The organism is Shewanella nanhaiensis, from assembly GCF_019457885.1.
In the GTDB taxonomy this organism is placed as follows: Bacteria; Pseudomonadota; Gammaproteobacteria; order Enterobacterales; family Shewanellaceae; genus Shewanella; species Shewanella nanhaiensis.
In genome coordinates this window covers 72,688-92,196 of sequence record NZ_JAHZST010000008.1, presented here as the reverse complement: position 1 = coordinate 92,196, position 19,509 = coordinate 72,688, and the positions used below count along the sequence as shown (strand labels likewise).

Here is a 19,509-nt window from a genome sequence, read left to right as displayed (position 1 = left end):
CAGCGCTCTTGTCTCAACGCCATCACTCTAGCCATTACCCTAGTTAAAATGATGACTCCGCCTGAGCGCTATCCTGGGCTTGGCTCACTTTTCGCTTTTGCTGTCGCATATAAAGCGCCAAACCAGCAAAGGCAAATATCAGCACGAAAGGGAACACACTCAAGTTAGCCAAGGTTGATTGCCCTGCTGCTAACTCAGCGATTTCGGGATTGGTATGCGCCGCTACTGCCTGCTCTCTACCTTTATCAATCCAATGCCCAATCACAGGGTTCCACATACTCACTGCAAACATACCAACGCCGCCCATTACCGACATCCCTAAGGCGCCAGTTTGAGGAATATTCTCCGCCACAAAACCTATCATGGTTGGCCAGAAATAAGTCACCCCCAATGCAAAAATGAGGGCAGATACATACACCATATTCCCTGTTGCTAAGCTCATGGAGTAGATACCAATTGTCGTTACTATCGCAGAGTAGAGCAGCACACCGTATGGGTTTAATTTGTGCACTAAGGGGCCCGCAAAAAAGCGTCCAACTGCCATCACTCCCGTCACCATCGCCATAATTAACATAGGCGATGCCCCAGAAGCGCCAAGAATACGCTCAATCCACTGCTGAGTGCCAAGTTCACTGGTGGCTGTTAAGGTCATGCAAAAGGCCATAAATAGGAACAGAGGTGAGAACAGCCCCTTTAAATTAGCTGAGGTAGAGGTGTTGATATTATCGGTTTTAGGAAATGTCTGACTGATGATCAGATACCCATAGATTAGCGTTGGCACTAACATCACGGCAATCTGCGCTTGCCAACCAAAGCTCATGTCTGTCATCGCTTTAGAGATAAGGGCTCCCACCACAATGCCGCCGGGAAACCAGACATGAAAGCGGTTTAACATAACGGTCTGCTTCTTATGATAGATATCTGCAATCAAAGGATTACACCCAGCTTCAACCGCGCCGTTGGCAAAACCGATACAGAAACTGGAGATCAACAATAGCCAAAATCCATCAGCCGACATGGTTAGCAGTAAACCAAGGATATGGCCCACAAAAGCGATAAGCACTAACTTTTTAGCCCCTAAAAAGTTATACAGTAAACCGCCCAATATGGTGGCAACAGGAAAACCTAAAAATGCCATGGCATTTATCCAGCCTAGCTCTGCATCAGATAGACCAAAGTCTTGACTAAGCTGACCTAAAATACCGGCGCGGATAGCGAACGTCATGGCGGTTACCGTCAGTGCTAGGCAACTCGCGGTAAAAATTCGATTTCGATCTATGTCAGCAGACATATGCTCCCCCTATAATCCTAGAATTTTGCGATTTAACGACTCATCAACACCACTTGATGCAAAGTCATCGAACGCATATTCAGGTGTTCTTATCAGATGTTGCTCAATAAAGGGGGCGCCCTCTTTTGCACCATCTGCGGGGTGTTTCAAACAACACTCCCACTCAAGCACTGCCCAACCATCGAAACCATATTGAGTTAATTTGCTAAAGATCTGTTTAAAATCTATCTGTCCATCTCCCAAAGATCTAAAGCGGCCTGGACGTTGTTGCCAATCTTGGTATCCCCCATAAACGCCACTTCGACCATTAGGTCTAAACTCGGCATCTTTGACATGAAAAGCCTTAATCCGCTCATGATAGATATCGATAAAAGCCAGATAATCGAGCTGTTGCAGTACAAAGTGGCTCGGATCGTAGAGAATATTCGCTCTAGCATGATCCCCCGTTGCCCCTAAGAATCGCTCAAAGGTCACGCCATCATGGAGATCTTCACCTGGATGAAGCTCATAACAGAGATCCACTCCGGCATCTTCAAACTTATTGAGCAAAGGTAGCCATCTCTTACCCAACTCCTTAAACCCCTCCTCAACCAAACCAGCTGGGCGCTGGGGCCAGGGGTAAGCGGTTTGCCATAACAGGGCCCCAGAGAATGTCGCATGGGCATTAAGCCCCAATGTCTGACTCACCTTAGCCGCCATTGAAACCTGCTCAACCGCCCACTGAGTCCGAGCCTGAGGCTTGTTTTTAACCTCCTCGGGTGCAAAGGCGTCGAACTGCTTATCGTATGTTGGGTGAACAGCCACTAGCTGCCCCTGTAGATGAGTCGATAACTCACTGATGCTCAAACCCGCATCCGTAATAATGCCTTTCACATCATCACAATAGGTCTGACTCTGGTAGGCGAGCTTGAGATCAAATAAACGTTTATCCCAAGTTGGGATCTGCACCGCCTTGTAACCTAAGTCAGCCACCCATTGGCAGATACTGGTTAAGTTATTAAATGGTGCATCATCCTGACAAAACTGCGCTAGGAAGATACCTGGCCCCTTTATTTGAGACATCTATTCCTCCCCCATATTGCGATCTGCTTTAAGTGAAAACGGGTGCCACTTTTCATTAGAAGCGCTGGCTTGAACCACGTTCTCAATAAAGGCCATACCGCGAACAGCTTGCTCAATACCCGGTACATCAAACAGCCGGTTATCACAAACCTCACCTGCCTTTTTTGCCCTAATCTGCTTAGCAAAGTTACAGTAGATATTAGCGAATGCCTCCAAATATCCCTCTGGATGGCCCGCAGGTGTTCGCATCGCTTGCTTGGCAGCGGCGCATTGCTCACCGACTCCAGCGCGGATCATCTGTGTCGCTTCTGTGTTAGATTTCAGCCAAAGTGTGTTTGGTTCAAGCTGAGACCACTCGATACTCTTTCTGTCCCCGTAAACTCGCAGCTTAAGGTTGTTCTCGTCACCAAGTGCCACTTGGCTTGCCAATAGCACGCCCTTAGCACCGTTAGAAAACTTCAACAGCACAGTTCCGTCATCATCTAAAGTTCGCCCGGCAACCGTAGAGGTAAGGTCAGCGCACAGCTCTGTCATGTTCAGCCCAGAGACATACTCGGCTAAATTGGCAGCATGCACACCAATATCGCCCATACAGCAGCTAATACCTGACTGATTTTTATCTAATCGCCAACTGGCTTGTTTGCTCGTCTCATCTTCTTTTGATGCTAGCCAGCCTTGGCTGTACTCGACCACCATCTTAACAATATTGCCCAACTCTCCCGCAGCGATTAAATGACGGGCTTGCTTGATTAAGGGATAGCCTGTGTATGTTTGGGTCAAGCCATAGAGTTGGTTATGTTTCTCTAAGAGCTGCTTTAACCTTAATGCCTCATCTAAACTGATGGTCGCAGGTTTATCTGACAACACATGGAAACCATACTCGATTGCCATTTTTGCCACAGGAAAATGCAGATGATTGGGCGTCACAATGACAACAAACTCCATGCGCATCTCTTCAGGGAGCTTCTCTTCACACAGAATCATCTCCTGATAGGAGTCATAACAGCGGTGCTCTGGCAGATAAAGCGCCTTTCCAGACTCAATACTGCGCTGGGGCTTTGAGCTAAATGCGCCACACACCAGCTCTATTTCACCATCTAAAAAAGCGGCAATACGATGCACTGCACCAATAAATGCACCTTGCCCGCCACCAACCATTCCCATCCGAATCTTTTTCATTGTGATAAACATACCAAGTAAGAATATAACCACTATAGGATTGAGGTCTTAATATGTGTTATTAATAAATCGGTTATCGATGCAACAAATTCGGCGTTTGTTATTTGGTGCAATCAACAAATATCGGATAGGGAGGGGTAGATGAGCTGGGATAAAGAGAACACATTTCTCAATCTAGTTGAGGTAGAGCAAGTGATCAGCATGTTCGATCTACTGCCAGGCGTGCTCTTTTGGATTAAGGATAAAAACCATAATTTTGTTCATGCAAACCAAGCCTTTATTGAACACAAAGAGGTGCGGGGGCTCAATCAAATATTGGGGAAAAACGACTATGACTTCTCCCCTCCTCACCTAGCGAAGCAGTTTATCCGTGATGATGAAAAAATCTTAGCAGGTCAAACCGTCACGGAGCGCTTAGAGATGAACATGACACAAGCTGGCGATCCAGCTTGGTATGCCACCTCCAAACGCCCACTCTCAAATCAAGTGGGCGAGATCATAGGATCATATGGCATCACGCGGCATCTGCAGAAACAGGCGATGGCACTTTCTGGCGTCGATGCCATCAAAGCCCCTGTGGATTTTGTGAGAGAGCACTACTCCCGACACCTCGCCATTGAAGAGTTAGCAGAGGTCGCTCACCTCTCTGTCAGTGCCCTAGAGAGACGCTTTAAAAAATACCTCACTAAAACACCAAAACAGTTTATCAATGAGGTTCGCCTTGAAAACGCACGTAGACTTTTAGTAGAAACCGATATGCCAATTTCACAGGTAGGAGACGCAACAGGTTTTACCGATCACAGCTACTTCAGCAAACAGTTCAGGCTGTTTTTTGGCGAATTACCCTCAGAGTTTAGAAAGAACTACCGATTGTCGTAGTCAGTTTTTAACAGTCACTAACCACACACTTAGTAACACTTACATCATGAACTTGTGCTGACATATATGGCCTACTAACTTAATCGCCAAAGTAAGCAGGGAGACAAAGCTAATGAGTAAAATAAAAACTTTTTGGAAAAATAACAGGCAGCTATTCATTTTTATTATTCTAATGTCTGTTTTTAGAAGTGCTGTGGCAGATTGGTACACAGTGCCCACAGGCTCAATGCAACCCACCATTAAAGAGGGCGACCGCATTGTCGTGGATAAGATGGCCTATGACTTAAGAGTTCCTTTCACCCAAATATCACTGCTCGAAACCGGTGAGCCACAACGGGGAGAGATAATCGTTTTTGAATCGAAAGCGGCAAAAAATCGCTTAATAAAACGCGTGATTGGCCTACCTGGCGACAAAATCAGTTTAAGCAACGAGGTATTGTCCATTAACGGCATACCACTCAACTACACAGTCCTAGATAATAATAGTCAGGAGCTGATTGCCGAAGAAGAGCTCACAGGCTTGCGCCATAAGATCCGAATCGAGAAAAGAGCCAGCGACAACTTAAGCCATTTTGCCACCATCACCGTTCCTGAAAACCACTACATGGTGATGGGAGATAACCGCCGCAACAGTGTCGACTCTCGCGTATACGGCTTTGTCCCAAGAGCCGAACTTAAGGGCAAAGCAACCAAAATAGCCTTCTCACTCAATTACGATAACTACTATATTCCCCGAGAAGATAGATTTTTCAGCGATCTATATTGAAGCTTAGTTTCTAATATAAAAAGCCCATTTGTCGAAAGGTGAATGGGCTTTGTTTAGGTTAGTAGGAGGAAAAATGCACCATTTATTGTGGGTGGCCTGATTTATTTACTGCAGAAAGCCTTCAGCCCCTTCAAATATATACATCTGATATAAACAGGGAAAATAGACCCTACCATTTGCAATATATGGTTTGGAGTCCGCTGCAACTTGCCCCTCATCAGGTTGGTAGATCCAATCAATCTTACCGCTGCTTTTATCAATGCTATACAATAGGTTCTGGTTACCATTCACACCGAAGATATGAGTTTCTGATACCGTAAACGCCCACATCCCACCCACAAACATTAACAAACCATTTGCCGCTTTCAGTGGTTTAACATGATGGGCGAGCATAGTTTGTTCTATATCGATACTATCAATTTCAAGCTTTAAGGTCTGCTCACCTGTAGTCACATCAAAGGCCTCTATACACTTAGGGCCAGAGGTATACACCTCATTACAATATACCTCCCGAGTATTAACTGCACTGTTAAGTACTCTTCGAGTCCAGATCACTTTGCCAGTTGCTAAATCTACCCCTATTAGTGAATTTCCAAACATAGGGGCTACTGCAATTCTGTTTTCAAATATTGAGGGGTAGCCGATAACACGGTGGCTACTTAAGGTGACATTGATCATCCCTGGTGGCTCTTGACGCATCTCCTCTTCAGAGCTGAATAGCCCTGTTTGCATTGGTGATATCCGCCAGATCTCGCTACCATCATGGCTATTTAACGCAACCAGCACTCCACAGCTATCACTTAGTAAAGCGTAGCTATCTGAGACCGCGAACCAATCTAAATTGAACTCCTTATATTCCCAAACAGTTTTTAGCTCATCCCCTTCAAAACAACCAAAGTTGGAAATAATAGAGCCTGATGAGTCATCGTACACTTTAGAAAAGAGTTTATCGTTTTTCACACACCAATCACTTGGTGAAAAATCCAACTCGCCAAAGTTTCTAATTAATATTCCTCGTTCTTTGCTGAGTAACAATAAATCTTCTGTGGCTTGGTCTAATACCAACATTGTGTCGTTCATGATTGGAATCTGGTTTACTAATAACCCGCTTACTTCACTACTCCAAATATGCTTAAGTGATTCCTCATCTAAACAGGATAAGGTTTTAGAATTCTTATCAAGTTCTGCATATAGATAACCTCCAGCGATACAGGGAGTCACTATACTACGGTTAATCTGCTTAATTAAAGTCAATGGTAAGCTTATTGACTTTTTTGAATCACTCTGCCGCTCTGGTGTGTAATTTTTACACTGTATCATGGTAACTCCACAGGTATATCATCCCAATATTCAACAATATCATCGAAGGTTTTACTGCTAAACTCATCTTTTAAAATTCTAATTTGTTTCCTCGTTAGGAAATGTTCATCCATCAAAAATCTAATCATTCTTGGATCATCAAATGCTGCTAGCATTTTTTTCTTCAAATCTACCGCTTTCCCAGCTGCGCGAGCATCAATAACCCATCTTAACTCACTTAAATTTGGAAACTTAATAAAAATATCTGACATCCACTCGACATATTCACCACTGACAGGCTTATTTGCAGCAAGCCGTTGATCCAGATCGCTATTTTTTTTCCAAGTGTTTTTTCCTGAAATCCAGCTTTTCATCTCATAAAGATAACTATCTGAAGCTACATCATGGTGCCGAGTTCTAAACTTTTGACCCAATACCATAGCTATTGATGGTGCTTCAAATACAATACCAGATGCTTCCTTTCTGGTTAGGTAGCGCATTGTGAAACGAAATGCCCTTGCTGCATTGTTATTTGCTACAGCTACAGCTTCGTTCTTAGTCACTAGTGCTGAACCCAATCGACTAACACTTCCACCAGAATTAAATTTAGCTTCATCACCATATTTATTAACTAACTTCAAGATTTCATCAAGTTCTTTATGGCTAGCTCCAAAACGCTCGACTAAGTTTATCAAGGTTCCTTTTCTATTACCTTTATTCATTGCAAGTGAGGCTTTAATCATTCCTTCAATTGCATTTCCTGTTAATGGTTTTCCTGTCTTTGTTATTGCTAAGGTCAATGCCTCTGATACATCTCTAGCAGCCTTTTCGGCCAGCTCTTTACCTAAACTATCAAAGCGGCTATATAATTTTCCAAGTAGATCATCATAATTACTTGAACCATATGATTTTAGTAATAATGCCGAACTTTCAACCTCTGCATCATGTCTTATTCCTGAAGACAGTAAAGCATCACACTGTTTAGAAAAGGCACACCATTGAAACCAATCAGAGAACTGGGTTAACGTCTTGCTACCTAATGATCCAAGATTAACTAACTCCCCCCGAATTTTCATAGCTAAACTAGATAACACTTCAGCAGACTTAGTATTTAATGCCTTTTTTAATACTTGCTTTAGTCCTGCCATAGCAACATCTAAAATAGGGGTAAAAGTAGTCAAGACTCCGATAGCAGCAACAGACGCTACGACTTTTTTATCAGGATCAGCTAGCCCAAACCACCATTGACCGCCGTATTTAAGAATATCTCTGACATCACCTACAACTAAAACCGAGGCAGAAAAATCAGTCACTGTACTAGCAAAGGAATCATCTCCTTCGTCCCAAAACAGTTCTGCCATAGCATTTGCAGTCCCCTCTGCAACAGCGTATGTCATATAACTCAATAACGAGCCTTCAGCATTTACATCGACAAGTTCTTTTTTATTTTTCCAATAAACCCTTGCTCGAACAAAAGCATGTAGCGGTGATGCTGTGCGTAGATTCCCCAGCGAGCGAATTTGGGTTGTTATTTCACCATGCTCGTTTGCTATTAACTCTATTTGTGAACTTCCATTACTAAAGGCCGATAACTGAAGTCTCTTAAAATCAAATATTTTTACACCATCGATATTGCCATTAAAATTTGAACCAACTATGATATCTCTTTTATTTTCAATAACCTTGCTAGTTACTGCTTTCTTAACTAGGCTACTACCCACCTGTAAAGACATTACCCCCGAACGAAAAGAAGCTGTAATGTCGGTCCAATGACCATCAGTAACGAACTTGTCACTGATAATATCTTTTATCCCAGACTCAGTTTCCAACCAATACCTAACATGACGGTTGCCATTAATGAAGAGAGTTTCAACACCATAACTACCTGGCTTACTGACCAAACTTGCTCCAATTGAAAGTAAGTCTGGACGAATGCTGAGACTAACACCAAAAGAATCAGTAAAACTTAACGCTGAAGCATGTGCGATGGCGACTACGCCACCTTCAAACTTGTAACTTCCAGTGCCAGCTCTTTTGTTTTTTGTGTCTAAATTAACACCATAAGATATCTTGGCATTATGATCATGATAAATATCAGGCGCTGTTGTTCCTTGTATTTCATCCATAAAATACCAAGCCACAGGCTCTACATTAGGCGCTTGTCCCGCATTCAAGTCGACGACATATGTTTCACCAGGTATCAAGCCTGATACCGTATAATCAGAGGTTGTACGATATGGAATTGAACGTGATTTCCCATTGATTAAATTAACATTAAGGAAGCCATCAGTAACTCTATCCCCTATCAGGCTAGGGTTACTTATTGTGACTGCAGGGTTAGAGCCGGTGTACTTGATGTTTACTTCTGTGACCGCTTTACTTTGCCCTATTGCAGCGTAAATTTTGGCAGTTTTATTATGAAAAGGACCAGGTCTAAACCGTGCAGTAGCTATACCGTTGGTAACTACTGACTGGCCTTCAACTAAGCCAAAGGTTGATACCCACTTGACAGGAGCACCATCTGAAACCCCCTCAGCATTCAATATTAAATTAACTCCATCACTTAATGGCTCAACCATATTTTGACTTGAAGCTAATTCTAGATTTACAGCTAGCTGCTCTATTCGAACCTGCTTGTGTACCTCTCCAACACTCACGGTTAATTCTATTGGAACAGGAAGATCTCCCGTCTGTACTATAGCTGATGCAGCTCCATTCTCTGTTACCAAATCAGACTCTAGTAACTTCCCCTGATCAGAAATACTCCAACTGATAGGGCTATCGTGAATACTATTCCCGAATTGATCTGCTATATGTGCTGTAACGGTTTCTTTTGTTGATAGGTCAGCATTTAATGATTGACCACCATCTGTAACTGAAATATAAAAGGGGTCACCTGATATGACTTCATATGGACCAAACCTATATTTTGAACCTGAAATAAATAATGGATCATCTGAGGTTAATATCTCTACATTGACGTAATATTGATCACCTTTAACTGTCGATGTAAAAAGATCATTTGAGTGTATACCTGTATTGCTTTTGGTTGATGATTTAAGAATACTTCCATTGGCACCTTCAACTTTCCAAGATAATGTTATATCTGCTCCATCAGTACTAGAGATAGGAAAGTAAACTTGTAAATTAGCTTTATTTTCGTCCGCTGAAATGTAGTCTGCTGTAGGTGTTGCCATGGGACCTAGTCCAAAAGCATACTCCCACAGCACATTGGTTGGATCGTTGTTGCTGTATAGACTCAGGGTAACGAAATCTTCAACATCAAGTGCAGCAATATGATCTAGGTTGGTGAACACTAACTGATTACCTTCACCTAGCTTGGCTTTAATCTCTGTCTCTCCAAGGGCAAACACCAACTCTTGACCCGCACCTAAAAACGCTAAGGCCTCTTCATTACTCTCAATCAGATCGTAGAGAAATTTCACCATGTTGTCCGATGAAGCGATCATCGGAATATCGTCTTGATAGATACTTGAGGTCAGATCGTCACTGCGCTGGCGTATGATATCTTTGACTTTTAAATCGTAGGTACTGAACTGCAATTCAGGGCGATAGACCCAACGATATAAAGGCTTAGGCTTTTCAACTCCCTCATCCAAACCATCGGCCACTAATTTTTTATAGATATACTCCTGCTCAAGCGTTACCGCTTCATCGAGGACTGGCACTTTAAAGGGGACATAATGTTTAGGACGCTGTGCCAGTGGCCCACTAGGGGCGGCACCACCATCGGCAAAAGATGGATTTTCATGGCTGGATTGACCATTAACTTGAATATAGAAATGATCGGCTGGATTGCCCATATCCTTTAAACGGATATGCTCAATATGTTTGCCAGGGCGGATAGAGAAATTATCCATATTGCCGCCTTCACTGACCAGCATTCCAGGGCCTGCTACTTTAGCTAAACGTCCGGTATAACCAAAATCATTCATGCCATCAGGTAGTGGAGTCCCATCGCTGTCATACCACTCAGTGGTGATGGTGAGTAGCTCATCATCACTCATGGCAGAGCCTTCATAGGCGATAAGGTTGGTCTCTTGATCGTTTGACGCGCTCATCCCCTCCTTAAAGGAAAAGTGGCGCTCGGCGCTAATCTTAAGATTAGGGGGACGCATATTTATCACATTCAAAGGAAAAGAAACGACCCCTCCCTTATATCCCTGAATGTATGTACTTCTATGAGTACCTATATATCCTGTTTTACGATTAATCAAAACTATCTTTATTGCTTCACCAGGTTTGAGGTGATCGGACTCACGTTGGTGAAGGGAGGGATGCATATTAGCGTTGGATTGAAAATTGCTAAAACCCGACGAACCATGATCTTCTGAAAAAATAGAGAAAGCACTAACAGAAGGGCCACGTAGCATCATTTGGAATAGGAAAGCACTCTCTTCAACCCCATAATAGCTACGATTTTTAGACATCTCATTTTCATTTATTCCTTTTCTTTGAGTCAGCAACATACCTGTCGATTCACGAAAAACTAAGATATCAGTATCCTGCAGGTCCTCTTTTGAGATCTGCCCCACTAACCCCTGATTGTTAAAATCGGGAGCATGATCGGCTAAACGCAAAATATCTGGCTGAATGTCTTCAGTATTAACTTCACTGCAAGTAACACTTTGCTCATGTAGAGAGCTTAAGAAAACCCCTTGATACTCAGCCGTGGCTGTCTCCTCTGTGCAGACAAACAGACCGTCGACAATGTTACCCATAAACGCCTTATCAAGCTTAAGATCACCATCAAAGTCGTAGTATTCATGTTTGTCGGAATCTAAATTTGGTTCATTATAGACATACTCAGTTTCCGCTCCGACTTCGGCTAAGAAGCCTAATCCAGTGATAAAACCTGTATCAATATAGAAATTGCTTGGATAGACTGATCTAGTAGCTGAAGCCTCTATGCCGATGATAGCAACTTGAGTCATTGCTCCTACTAAATCAATACCAAGAGATAGTGCACCCAATCCGGAGCAAAAATCCGAACCAGGGATCATTGTGGCATCAAATAATGGACGTATTCCGCGAGAAGTAAAACCTACATAGTAATACTTCATGATAACTGGCACGTTATCATAAAAAAAAGAGAAGCCAGGACACGGAACTATATTGTAGTGAGCTGCATAGCTACCATCCTCTTTACTGTAATCGTAACCATTAATCCAAGCTTCTATTTCAGCACCATTCATTGGTGCATATGCTTTGTTCTTGCTTAAATTCTCAAAAGTCCCAGGTATAACATCATCACCACCTTCACCTTCGTAAAAGGCTGAATCAAAAGCAATATTATAGGGGGATGAGTGCAGCAATTTTCCAGACTTATTGAAAAGTAACGACTTGGCACCGCCGTCCACGGATGTTGTTGCATTTAGATCGAAGCGGGAAAGCAATACAACATGGGCATCTGTTGGGTGCAAAATGGATTCTGTAGGCTTAACCACAACACTCTTATAGCTCGGGGAGAGCGTTAGCTTAGGGATGGGCTTGTTCATCTTAGTGGTGAACGTTTTCGACTCATATTGCTCTCGAGTTAAGATAACTAACTTGTTGTTATATTTAGACTTAAGTTCAGACAAACCAGTTAGAGCATTGGTAATATGTTCAGCGGGGAGCACATATGCTCCCTCTGCAGAACCTAGCCCTTGAGACCAACCACCAACCTTAGTGCCATCTTCAGCATACTCGATATAGGTCGGGTAACCGGCATCATCGAGCACTAGCCCTCTGGCCAAAACATGGCCAAACTTCACCCGTGCGGTATCCCAAGCCCCTAAGGACAATACAGAGAATGAGACAATGGATGACATCAGCGCTAGACAGATAAATATCGCTTTGGTCATACCGTTTTTATTACTACCACTCAACATTTCCATTCCCCTACGGATTGAGTTCGGCTTTGAGCTGTATCAGCTCGATTTCGCCGTTTGCATATTCTTCGAGTGCTTCTTGTTTGGTGTGATCTACGCGAGCAAAACCAAGATAATCCAGATTCTCCAATAGCACCTGACCTTGGGAGCGGATCCATAGCCCCTGCCTTTGTGCCACACCCACAACATCTAACTGATTACTTTCACTGGCTCTACCAACTAAGACAAGGTACTTACCGTCATCAGGGAGGTAGTGATAGCTCCCTAATAGACTCGCGGCTTTTATCGACAAAGCGACGTCACCTGACACTTTTATCCCCTGAGGCTGCCCCGAAAATACCCATAGAGTTGGAATAGAGTTAGGTATCTTCATTCCTATTTGAGTGGTGTCTTGCATGCTAAATTGAATGTTGCCGTTTTGGCTCCCATTAGCAAAACGCACCTTAGCCTGACTCAAATCTAACTCCAGTTCACCATTGGCATGTAGCGACAAACCTTGTCCCGACTGAATATTGCCAAAGGGGACGGTTTTGTTAATCATGCTTAAAACAATGGTGGGAAGTTTATTTCTCTGTCCCTGCTGGACATTGATATAGCGAATGAAGTTACCAAATAGCGGATTTTCCAGATCTGGATTGAGCTCTAAGGTGTAGCTTCCTCCTGGAATGTTAAACTCACCACTTTCAAGGTATCCGAAACTAAATGAGCTGTCTGAAGTGGTCACTTCATCGCGGTTTAGCTCATGCAACCTAACTTTTATATTGGGTATGCTGGTATAGAAATTATCTTTGATATGACCATCTATCAGTGTCGGTAGTTCGCGTACATTGAAGCTAAACCTGTGTAGCTCCTCATCAGCCAGGTTTATGGTTACCTTAACGACTGCACCGTAGCCAAAATCACGCTCAGGATAAAAAGCAAAACTGTGCTCACCAGGCAGAGTTGCCAAACTTCCAGGCACAGATTCATGATCTCGATTAACCTGCATTAGCGTCTCTCCACGAGCCTCTAGAATACTCGCGCCTGATTGGGTTTCATCTATGTAGGTCTTACCATGCAGGGTCTCAGTTACTTTGACATTTAATTTGCTGCTATCTATCGCTTTATTGAAATAGAAGGAGATAAATGCGTTAGGTTCAATATTCGTTGCCAGCGAATCAGGTTGCGTTTTGATCACCGACTGAGGAACATCCGCTAGCTTTTGAATGGTAAATTTTCGGCTCGATTTTGCTTTCAACGCTCCGGACTGATCATAGGCATACAGAGTCACGCTATGCTCACCTGAGTTAGCAGGCATTGAAAGTGTCGTATTGATTAGATTATTAACCGCAGCGACTTCCTCTTGCGGACCCGCTCCAATTTGCACTTTAAGCACAGGTGCTTGCTCTATGTTGCTAATGCTCGCAACCAGTTGCAGGTTAAACTGTTCAGAGTCCACCAAAAACTGCTTCCCACTTCGTGGTGCGATAATCTCGGCGCTGGCTTCGGCGCGGTTAACCACAAGGTACTCTTGGACCGTTGAATTACCAGCAAAATCGGTCGCTTTAAGTGTTAAGCCTCTCTGCTCATTCAAAGGCAGATTGTAAGAGAGACTGAAGCTGTAAGCATTACTGCTACTTGATGGCAGAAGCGGTATCACTTCATCATTTAAGGTCAGTGTTACTGCCTGCTCATCGCTTACCACTCCCTCTATTCGAAATGGCACCTCGACAGACTGATTAACGGATGGTGCAGGGGAGAGTTGTGACATAAGCTGAATAACAGGTGGTTGTAGATCCATTTGATAATCCAATGCCAAGCTGTCTGTTCCCGCTTCATTTTCAGCATCAACGCTCCAACTCGTCTCACCTTTTTTGGTCAGATAACTAAAACGATAACGGCCTTCATCTTGAAGATACGCTGTTAGCTGGTGACCATTAATACTGACTGAGGGTCTCACTTGAGATTGAATAAAGCCTTGAATTTCGAAGTTTTGGGTATTAACCCAAGCCCCAATAGTGGGGGAGAGTATCTGTATCTCTGGTGCTGTGACCATTAATTCAGGACGGTAATAGAGTTTTATCATCTTCTGGGTGATCCCCGCTGACGACTCCACTCGAATGATGATTAGGTTCTCCCCCTCATCAAGTAATACGGGAGGAAAGGTTGCAGAAAATTGGCCACTGCTCTCATCAGATAAACTCCCTTGGGTCTCATTTAACCAAACCTTCATATCTGAAAGGGAAAGGCTAGAGAGCACTTTTGCATTAAGAGTGAGTGTTTGACTCGTTACGGTCTGCCCATCACTGTGACTTACCACCTCTAAGCTAGGTTGGCGCTCAGATTGTCTGGTAATTAACGCTTGGGCATGACTAATATTTCCTAATCTATCCGTTGCCTTAAGGTCAATAACATTCTCCCCCCACTCCAGAGGAACCTCACCAGAGAAGCGGCTATCTGACGCTAACATCACACCAAACTCTGTACCTGAGAAATGGTGCGAAGTCATAATAAACTCCTCAACTCCACTGTCATCGATTAGCTGCCCTGTCACCTCGATCTGTGCCTCTGACGTTGTCGTGTTAGGGCTATCTAGCAGAATAACGGCTCCCTTCAAATCTGTCTTAAATGAGATATTAACAGGCCTTTCCAATTGCTGAACAACACCGTTAAAGGAGGCTCTTGCTTGGATCTGCCACTGTGTATGCTGCACATCTACAGGAAGGTCTATCTCAAAAGTCGTGCCGTCAGCGCTAGCCGTGATCTGTTTATCACCAGAGCTCAGCAAGAGGTCAACCGGGCCAACGGTATTCTCTATCAGACCCGTGATATTGACTTGGTTTGCTTGCTCATTGATGTGTCGATACCAGATCCCGTCATCACCATTGAGCTTGTCGGCATTGGTGAACCTAAGGCTCAAGGGGAAAATGGCCATCTCCGTAAGTGCCTGCGTATAGGGCCCATCAATATAGAAACTCCCTTCAACTAAGGGGTGACTAAAGAGCCGACGAGTTTTCGCCCGATATTGATACTCCTGAGCATGGGTAACTTGAGTATCCATATGGCTAGGATGGGTAGATTCGGTTAATTGCTGCCAACTTCCTGCTTGGGTACGTCGCTCTAAAACGACTGAGTAGTGTGGAATAGCAAGCCAACTGGCTTCAATTGCTTTAACGCCGTGGTCAAGTTTAAACTGCTTTACCTTCATGTTATTAAAGGCAATAAAGATCTGCTTAGCCGCTGAAATACCTAGCTGTTCCCCGCGAGCTATTGCCTCAACTTTGTAGTCATAAAGCGTATTTTCAACCACTTGTAAATCAACATACTCATTAACTGATTTATTAACCTGTTGAATGTTGATATAGGGGCCTTGATTGGTCGATCTTAATATTCGATATAACTCAAGTTGTGAGCTATCTGTAGGTTGCCAGTTCAGTTTAACCGACGCCAGCTCCTGCTTAACCTGCAGGCTAAGATTGACCGTTTGACTCCAACGACTCCCGTCATCTGGGAAGGCGTCTTGTTCATTGTTGACACCATCACCGTCTCTATCTGGATCACTGTTATCGCCAATACCGTCGCCATCAAGATCTGACCACTCATTAGGGTCCAGTGGAAATAGATCTACACTGTCATCATAGCCATCTCCATCACTATCTTTACCGCTGGTTTCATCCTTTGATCTTGTTGGATCATCAGGGTAGGCGTCTTGTTCATTGTTGACACCATCACCGTCTCTGTCGGGATCACTGTTATCGCCAATACCGTCACCATCAAGATCTGACCATTCGTCGGGATCTGCTGGGAACAGGTCTTCATCATCTGATACCAGATCGCCATCAAAGTCAGTGGCTATACCCTCGGAGCTGGTCATAAAGTCGAAATCTTCAAGAGGTTGGGTGAGCAGACTAGGGATGGCCAACTTCATCTCTGGCAATAGATCTGGTGCAGTTGCATGATAAAAAAGCGTAAATTGATAGTAGCCCGGTGATAGATAAACCGTGGTCACTAACCAAGAATCATCCATTAATTGTGACTGACTACGAGCTAAGTTTGCTCCAGTTTGAACTTTTGAGTTATCCCCTAAAGAGTGGTTACCAATTTGACCTGCAATGTATGATGAATGACGTAGATAAAAAGAGTAGCTGCCCTCTACATCAATCTTAATGTTTGATTCAAAGTAGCTGGCATGGGGAAAAGATACCTCCTCCTGTGGAAGTGAGAAACCTGCAGTTAACCCTGCAAGGTTGGGCATAATATCATCAGCTTGTTGAATACCTTCAGGGATCGATGAGTAGTAATAACGGTAGTTAACACCTGATTGTGCTCCCTCATCTAATTCTACTCCTGTAACAGGCTCAGCCTGCACTTTCTCAGACATTAACTCTAACGTATCTAGTGGGGAGTATTGAATGGAACTAATTTGAGGATAGTTAATTAAAGATTTAGTTTTACGTCCAAAAACACCAGAATCACTCATTGATGATAAGGGGGCTAGGTTTAAAGCTGTTTGCATCCCCCACTCTAACTTAGGTAGCTGAAGCTCAGGGGTATTGAGCAGAGCAAACGCCATGTTATACACACCAGGTGTTAACCACACTGAGGCAAGGTACTCACGCTCTATCGTGCCACTGTTACTCTGTAGCAACCGCTCTGCAATCGACCACTTAAATGTACCGTTTAAACGGCTACGGAAGCTATAAAGCCCCTCTTGAGAGATGACGACTGAGGTTGTAAACAGCAGAGCAGAATCCTGTTCTCTGTTTCTCTGAGCAAGATCCAGAGTTTCAGCATTGCCCTCCTCTACAGGGGAGAGCTCTGAAAGTGTATCTAAACTTATGTTAGGTGCTTCGTAGTAGCGATAATGAAAACCATCCACAGCGGGATCTGGTAGCATCGCTTGCATCTCAACACTACTCACCTCATCTCGCGGCAGGTAAAGCCTACCAGCAGCAATATCTAATTCACCACTGTGACGACTACTAACTAAAATGCGGGGCTGAATCTCCCCCTTGTCTGGGATATACCAAAAATCGACTTTATGATACCCCTCAGCCAGATGCAGCTGATCATACTGTGATACAGGTGCTTGATTAACCTCAAGCAGGCTCTCTCCGCTGGCATTAACATTAAAGACAAAGGCATCATTTTGCCTTGCATGAAAATACCCAGAAAAATGATAACCAATGCCACTCTGGTTAGCCCCGACCTGTAACTTGACTCTTTGGGAGGACCCTTGATGGATAGGTTCTTGAGTTTGTATATCAGTAAGAGTATCGCCTGGACCATAATAACTGAAATTAACCGCAGCAACAGGTTGCTCTAACAGCTCCGCATCTTGAAGGTCGACGTTATTGTCTTTATTAAAATCAAAGCACCCTGACAGCTGTGAAGCGATAATCGCCACACATAAATAACCAATCTTGCGCCACTCGCTAATCCATTGCATAGCGCTCAATCTCCCTATTACGCATCAGTTGTTCAGCTTCCTGCTGTATTGCTCGCTTGAGCTGCAATGGAGCTAAGGTTTTACGTATATCTTTGGTCACCTCTTCAATAGGTTTAGCTGGGATCTGAATCAACTCAGTCACTCGAAAGCGAACTAAAATGCCATTGATGCTATGTAGTGGAGATATTTCACCTTCAGCCAAACTTTGAATAATCTGTTGATAGTCATCGATTAAACCCGTTTCAGCACTGTGACCAGAAACAAGAAAAATAGGTTGGCCCTGCTGTCTGGCCTGTTCAACCTTTACCTTCCAGTTCGAGTGAGGCGTCAAGCCCTGCATCAACAAGCTAAGCTCTTTTTGCAATATAGGACTACGACTAACATCTGCCCTAACCATCTCAAACCGACGCAACTCCTTTGCACCATAAGTGTTAGGATTACTGTTGTAATAGCTCTTAACCATCTCATCACTGACCGGCTCTGCAACTAAATGCTCACGCACATACCTCTTGGTAAGCAGCTCTTCTCGATATGTATTGAGCTCCAATTCGAGCTGTTTATGCTCCTCTTCATCCATGAGATTCAACTGCTGATCGCTCATTAATTTTCTAATAAGTAAACTCTCTAGTACTTTTTCACGTCCTTCAGTTCCAAGTTGCAGAGCTGCAAACTCACCGACAGTCTGCTTAATAACAAGTGCTAACTCATCCTCATATACAGGTTTCCCATCAATACTGGCAACCACCTCTGAGAGTTGAGCTGAACTCTCAATAGCAGTTAAGGGCTCGCTTTTCTGACAAGCTGATGTACCTGCAGCAAGCAGGAGGATTGCAATTAGCCGCATCTCTATCTCCTTGCGTTACTTGTTGATTTCAACACTGGCGGTTAAACGAGAAAGCTCAGCATCTTTTGCCATCTTCCTTAAGATACGCTTGATATCACCACGCACTTTCTCAAACGGTTGCTTTACGACAGAGGGGGCTTGCTCGAGTAGCACTATGTGGTAACCGAACTCGGTAAGAAAGGGTTCTGAGATCTCACCTTTCTCTAGTTCCTCAAAAACTTTATTGGAGAAAACAGGAGAGATTGCACCTTTTAGCATCCAACCTAAACTGCCTCCTCTCTTAGCCGATACTTTATCCTCTGAGTAGGTTTGAGCTATCTGCTCAAAAGGCTCTCCAGCACGTAACTTACTGTACGCTTCCATAGCTTTGCTATAAACGACCTGTCGCTCCTGCTCACTCATATTGGGCGCAACTCTCAAAAGCAGGTGTGAGACTTTAGCTTTGGTCTCTTGATATTTATCTTGATTCTCTGCGTAGTAATTTCTAATCGCGACATCATTAACAGACTTATCCAAAAACTGCTGCAGATAACGGTTCAAGATCAAATCTTTCTTCAACTCAAACAGCTCAGCTTTAATTGCCGCCTCATCTAACGACTTCTGTTGTTCTATTGCCGTCACAAGCGCTAAGTTATTAAGGTAATGATCAGTTGCCGATATCACTTGTTGCTCATTATGAGTATCTATTCGCTTATAATTTAGGTAAGCGTTAATTTCATTAGAGGTCACCTCTTTTCCACCCACAGTTGCAACTCGATTATCACTGTCGCTACATGCTGTTAAAAGCAGGCCAATCATTGAAAGTGTCACTAGCTTATTCATGACTTTCATACTCAAATTACATCCTTATACAAAATTGAAAGCGCT

General features: G+C 43.5%; 10 protein-coding genes. 2 read left to right on the top strand and 8 right to left on the bottom strand.

Features of this window, described 5'->3' with window-relative positions:
- Positions 1–43: 43 nt before the first annotated feature.
- From K0625_RS12630 to K0625_RS12620, 3 genes are read right to left on the bottom strand one after another with little or no spacing between them, the layout of a single operon-like run.
- Positions 44–1,291: an MFS transporter gene (locus tag K0625_RS12630; protein ID WP_220110026.1), complete on the bottom strand. Its 1,248-nt coding sequence runs from the start codon at positions 1,289–1,291 to the stop codon at positions 44–46.
- A gap of 9 nt (positions 1,292–1,300) precedes the next feature.
- A complete protein-coding gene (locus tag K0625_RS12625) occupies positions 1,301–2,353 on the bottom strand; it encodes a sugar phosphate isomerase/epimerase family protein (RefSeq protein WP_220110025.1) in 1,053 nt (350 codons plus the stop codon).
- Positions 2,354–3,532: a Gfo/Idh/MocA family protein gene (locus K0625_RS12620; RefSeq protein ID WP_232847072.1), complete on the bottom strand. Its 1,179-nt coding sequence runs from the start codon at positions 3,530–3,532 to the stop codon at positions 2,354–2,356.
- A 141-nt stretch (positions 3,533–3,673) separates the two neighbouring features.
- Here K0625_RS12620 and K0625_RS12615 point away from each other — a divergent pair, with 141 nt between their 5' ends.
- The gene (locus tag K0625_RS12615) at positions 3,674–4,411 is read left to right on the top strand and encodes an AraC family transcriptional regulator (RefSeq protein WP_220110024.1); all 738 of its coding nucleotides are present in this window, start codon (positions 3,674–3,676) and stop codon (positions 4,409–4,411) included.
- Positions 4,412–4,523: 112 nt separating this feature from the next.
- On the top strand, positions 4,524–5,177 hold the full coding sequence (gene lepB, locus K0625_RS12610) for a signal peptidase I (protein ID WP_220110023.1): 654 nt from the start codon (positions 4,524–4,526) through the stop codon (positions 5,175–5,177).
- Between the two features lie 105 nt (positions 5,178–5,282).
- On the opposite strand, the gene K0625_RS12605 is transcribed toward lepB, so the two are convergent.
- From K0625_RS12605 to K0625_RS12585, 5 genes are all read right to left on the bottom strand, one after another.
- Complete coding sequence (locus K0625_RS12605) at positions 5,283–6,497, bottom strand: outer membrane protein assembly factor BamB family protein (RefSeq protein WP_220110022.1); 1,215 nt, start codon at positions 6,495–6,497, stop codon at positions 5,283–5,285.
- Positions 6,494–12,118, bottom strand: coding sequence for a LamG-like jellyroll fold domain-containing protein (locus K0625_RS24790; protein ID WP_220110021.1), 5,625 nt, complete (start codon positions 12,116–12,118; stop codon positions 6,494–6,496). Before K0625_RS24790 ends, K0625_RS12605 begins: the two co-directional genes overlap by 4 nt.
- A 262-nt stretch (positions 12,119–12,380) precedes the next feature.
- Positions 12,381–17,798: a thrombospondin type 3 repeat-containing protein gene (locus K0625_RS12595; protein WP_220110020.1), complete on the bottom strand. Its 5,418-nt coding sequence runs from the start codon at positions 17,796–17,798 to the stop codon at positions 12,381–12,383.
- Positions 17,785–18,642: a peptidylprolyl isomerase gene (locus tag K0625_RS12590; RefSeq protein WP_220110019.1), complete on the bottom strand. Its 858-nt coding sequence runs from the start codon at positions 18,640–18,642 to the stop codon at positions 17,785–17,787. The genes K0625_RS12595 and K0625_RS12590 overlap by 14 nt, the downstream gene beginning before the upstream one ends.
- A 15-nt stretch (positions 18,643–18,657) precedes the next feature.
- Entirely contained in the window at positions 18,658–19,473 is an 816-nt protein-coding gene (locus K0625_RS12585; protein WP_220110111.1) for a peptidylprolyl isomerase, read from the bottom strand.
- Between the last annotated feature and the right edge of the window lie 36 nt (positions 19,474–19,509).